The 3,748-nt window shown below is 46.2% G+C and carries 4 protein-coding genes and 1 pseudogene; all 5 read right to left on the bottom strand.

What is annotated here, in order from left to right:
• A pseudogene (locus FTV04_RS16375) lies at window positions 1-233 on the bottom strand (IS91 family transposase); the annotation flags it as partial.
• A 210-nt stretch (window positions 234-443) separates the two neighbouring features.
• Window positions 444-668 (bottom strand): hypothetical protein, encoded by a 225-nt coding sequence (locus FTV04_RS16370; protein ID WP_000743213.1) that lies wholly within the window; start codon window positions 666-668, stop codon window positions 444-446.
• Complete coding sequence (locus FTV04_RS16365; RefSeq protein ID WP_001366550.1) at window positions 665-1,402, bottom strand: recombinase family protein; 738 nt, start codon at window positions 1,400-1,402, stop codon at window positions 665-667. Before FTV04_RS16365 ends, FTV04_RS16370 begins: the two co-directional genes overlap by 4 nt.
• Before the next feature lie 148 nt (window positions 1,403-1,550).
• Window positions 1,551-2,717, bottom strand: coding sequence for a tetracycline-inactivating monooxygenase Tet(X3) (locus FTV04_RS16360; RefSeq protein ID WP_024160783.1), 1,167 nt, complete (start codon window positions 2,715-2,717; stop codon window positions 1,551-1,553).
• A gap of 189 nt (window positions 2,718-2,906) precedes the next feature.
• Entirely contained in the window at window positions 2,907-3,572 is a 666-nt protein-coding gene (locus tag FTV04_RS16355; protein WP_015060916.1) for a tyrosine-type recombinase/integrase, read from the bottom strand.
• Between the last annotated feature and the right edge of the window lie 176 nt (window positions 3,573-3,748).

The raw sequence follows: 3,748 nt of genomic DNA, 5'->3' as shown, positions 1-3,748 counted from the left end.
GACTCGCAGCGAACCCGTAGAAAGCCATGCTCCAGCCGCCCGCATTGGAGAAATTCTTCAAATTCCCGTTGCACATAGCCCGGCAATTCCTTTCCCTGCTCTGCCATAAGCGCAGCGAATGCCGGGTAATACTCGTCAACGATCTGATAGAGAAGGGTTTGCTCGGGTCGGTGGCTCTGGTAACGACCAGTATCCCGATCCCGGCTGGCCGTCCTGGCCGCCACATGAGGCATGTTCCGCGTCCTTGCAATACTGTGTTTACATACAGTCTATCGCTTAGCGGAAAGTTCTTTTACCCTCAGCCGAAATGCCTGCCGTTGCTAGACATTGCCAGCCAGTGCCCGTCACTCCCACTCGATTGTAAACAAGCACACAAAACCCTTTAGTGACAACAATTTGCAAGAACTATCAGGCTCAGTGCCATGAAAAATACCATGACCAGATCATGAGGTTGAACACGGCTTGCGCCGGCAGCGTTCACGCTCCTGGTCGGCGATCTCGCCCGGCTGCAATGCTAGCTCAGCATCGGTCATGCGCTCCAGCACGTCGCGTAGGCGGATGGTGCAAGGAATGGGCGGCAGCTCGAACTCATAGCCGCCGGCGATCATTTCGGCCGCAATCTCCTCGGTGATGAAAAACGGCTCGTCGTCTTGGTTCGGCTTCTTCATGCCCTTTCCTCCTGGCGCTCATCCTGGCCGACAGCGGCCAGGGCATCGGCTTCCGTCAATGCGTCCTCCACGAACGCGCCGTGCTGCTTCGCTTCGGCCTGGCTGACCTCGGCCCATATCCGTTTCACCTGGGCCGCACTGTACCCGGCCAGCTCGGCGGTCTTGTTGATGCTGTAGCCGGACTTGCGCAGCGCGACAACTTGGGCGCGGCGCTTCGGATCAGCACGGCGGCCCTTGTACCGCCCGGCCTGGCGGGCCAACTCAATGCCTTGGCGCTGGCGTTCGCGCCTGTCCTCGTAGTCGTCGCGGGCCATCTGCAAGGCCAGGCGAAAAAGCATGATCTGCACGGCTTCCAGCACGATCTTGGCGACGCCCTGGGCCTCGGCCGCCAGGTCGGATAGATCGACCACGCCAGGGACGGCCAGGCGTGCGCCTTTGGCCTGTATCGAGGCCACCAGGCGCTCGGCCTCGGGCAAAGGTAGGCGGCTGATGCGGTCGATCTTCTCGGCAATGACCACCTCGCCGGGCTGTAGGTCGCCGATCATGCGCAGCAGCTCAGGCCGGTCGGCGCGTGCGCCGGATGCCTTCTCACGGTAGATGCCGGCGACGTAGTAGCCGGCGGCCTTCGCGGCCGTAGTGATCGCCTCTTGGCGTTCCAAGTCCTGCGCGTCGGTGCTGACGCGCAGATAGACCCGCGCCACCATCGGCGCGGCTACTGGCTTCGTCCTGCGCATACTTGCGGGCTCCTTTGGGCATACTCAAATGCACCCATCTTAAACTGGCAGCTAATGTACAAAAGTTGATAGAAGCACACAAGTTCAATTTTGCACTTCTGCCCCACTATTGCAAAACTGCTTGTTAGTAGCCGTTTTTTCTTACTGTTTATAGATTCAATAATTTTTGAAACGAAAAATTGGGACTAAACATTTCGGTTTCGTTTTCTGTCGATTCGTCCTGCGTATCTTTTGCATAAACAAACATTTGTTGTTCGTAGTTTTCGATGGCATTTTCAATACTTGTAAATTCTCCGTTTGTAAGGTTTTCAGACAATATCAAAGCATCCAATAATCCCGTATTTACACCCTGTCCTGCAAAAGGCGACATCAAATGAGCAGCATCGCCAATCATTGTTATGGGTAATGGACGGTTACTTTTCCAATCATTGTTCAAAGGAAATTTCCTTGTGGGCAAGCATTGAAATGTTGATACCGAACGTATTAATTGTTTGTAAACTTCACTCCATTTGGAAAATCTTTTCAATAAAAAATCGGCAACGCTGTTTCTGTCCTGAAAATCTAAGGGAATTTTATTTTTCCATTCATCGGGCGTTTTAAAACTAATTCCTAAATACAATGCACCATTATTATTGGGATTGGCAAACAATAAAATGCCCTGATGTCCCGCCATTAATCGGTTGCCGTTGCATAGCTGAAAAAATCCGGGACAGTTTATTTCCGGTTGAAGAATATCAGCTTGGATGTTGAAAGTACCGGTTTCTTCAACTTGCGTGTCGGTAACAAAGCTCCTTATTTTCGACATTCCACCATTGGCAAGAATAACCAAATCTGCTGTTTCACTCGGTTTATTCTCAAAAGTTAGTGTCCACTTCTTCTTACCAGGTTCAAGCATAACAAGTTTTCTATCCCAAATAACCGTGTCGTTTTCTAAACTATTCAACAAGATAGCCCTTAAGTCATTTCTGTTTATTTCAGGATTGTCAAATCGATTTTCGGGCTTTACATTTTTTGTGGATAAAATATTGCCTTTTTCATCAGCAATATTTACACCCATTGGTAAGGCTAAGTCATAATAAGTTTGTAACAATCCCGCTTTTTTCATTGCTTCCTGACCTGAACCTTTGTGTAGGTCAAGGGTTCCACCAAAAATTCTTGCCTCTCGGTCGTTGTCTCTTTCGTAAACTGAAACGTCTATGCCGTTTTGCTGTAATAATTTTGCCATAGTCAGTCCAACGGGTCCACCACCAATTATTGCAACGTTCTTATCACTAAGTAAATTCATTTGTTTGTCCGTATCTATTCGCATTGTCATTCAAAAATGGCACATAACAAGTGGCTATACGCCAAATGGCGTATATATCCACTATATCTTATTTTGCTAAACCTTTCATTATCAGTGACAAATCCGTTTTCAACCGTTTACCGTTCGTTTCTACTCTCTCAAAAGGATTTATATTCATAGTGCTTTTTGTTAAGTTTTGCTCAAATATACAAATCCTTTCTATATATCTAACAAATCCATCGGACTTTTTAATTGTTCCATTCCCTTGGTGGTAATATGTGTATAAACCTCAGTTGTTTTACTGCTTGAATGACCTAACAACGATTGAATATAACGTAAACTCGTACCATTCTCAAGCAAATGCGTTGCAAAGCTATGTCGTAAGGTATGTACAGTAACTTCCTTTTGAATCTTTGCTTTTAAAACAGCTGCTTTAAAAATGTTTTGAATACTTCGGCTTGAGTATGCGCCACCTTTTTGACCTTCAAATAAATAATCTTTTGGTTTATATTCCATAAAGTATGTTCTTAAAATAATTAATGTTTTCTCAGATAAAATGGTATAACGATCTCTTTTTCCTTTTGACTGTTCTATACGAATTTGCATGCGCTTGGAGTCAATGTCTTTTATTTTCAGGTTTATACATTCAGAAATGCGCAAACCTGCCGAATAAATAGTCATCAGAATAGCCTTGTGTTTCACGTTTTCAATAGCGCGTAGTACCCGAATGGTTTCTTCTTCACTCATCACAACAGGAAGTGTTTTTTCTTTTTTTGGTCTTTCGATGAAATATGTTTTCCGTTGTCCACCCAAAACACGTTCGTAATAAAACTTAATCGCATTGATTGCCTGGTTTTGATAAGATATTGAAACTTTTCGCTCCATAACCAAATGTCGGAGAAATGATTGTATATGTCCTTCATTCAATCGATCGACGTATAGGAAGAATAAACGCCCTTTTCACCCAAGTCCAACAGCTTTGGACCGCAGTTGACTCTTTCGACACCCCTGCGATGCAACCCAATCCGGCTGACGGGGAGCCAGCAACGCTGAAAATTTAC

The sequence above is a fragment of the Acinetobacter sp. YH12219 genome, assembly GCF_013417875.1.
GTDB lineage: Bacteria > Pseudomonadota > Gammaproteobacteria > Pseudomonadales > Moraxellaceae > Acinetobacter > Acinetobacter amyesii.
Note: the sequence above shows the minus strand (reverse complement) of the source record. Positions and strands in the feature narration are given on the sequence as shown.

What these genes read in the sequence shown, in the direction of transcription:
- FTV04_RS16370 (WP_000743213.1), bottom strand. Translation starts at nt 668, where the DNA reads ATGAAGAAGCCGAACCAAGACGACGAGCCGTTTTTCATCACCGAGGAG.
- FTV04_RS16365 (WP_001366550.1), bottom strand. Translation starts at nt 1,402, where the DNA reads ATGCGCAGGACGAAGCCAGTAGCCGCGCCGATGGTGGCGCGGGTCTAT.
- FTV04_RS16360 (WP_024160783.1), bottom strand. Translation starts at nt 2,717, where the DNA reads ATGACAATGCGAATAGATACGGACAAACAAATGAATTTACTTAGTGAT.
- FTV04_RS16355 (WP_015060916.1), bottom strand. Translation starts at nt 3,572, where the DNA reads ATGGAGCGAAAAGTTTCAATATCTTATCAAAACCAGGCAATCAATGCG.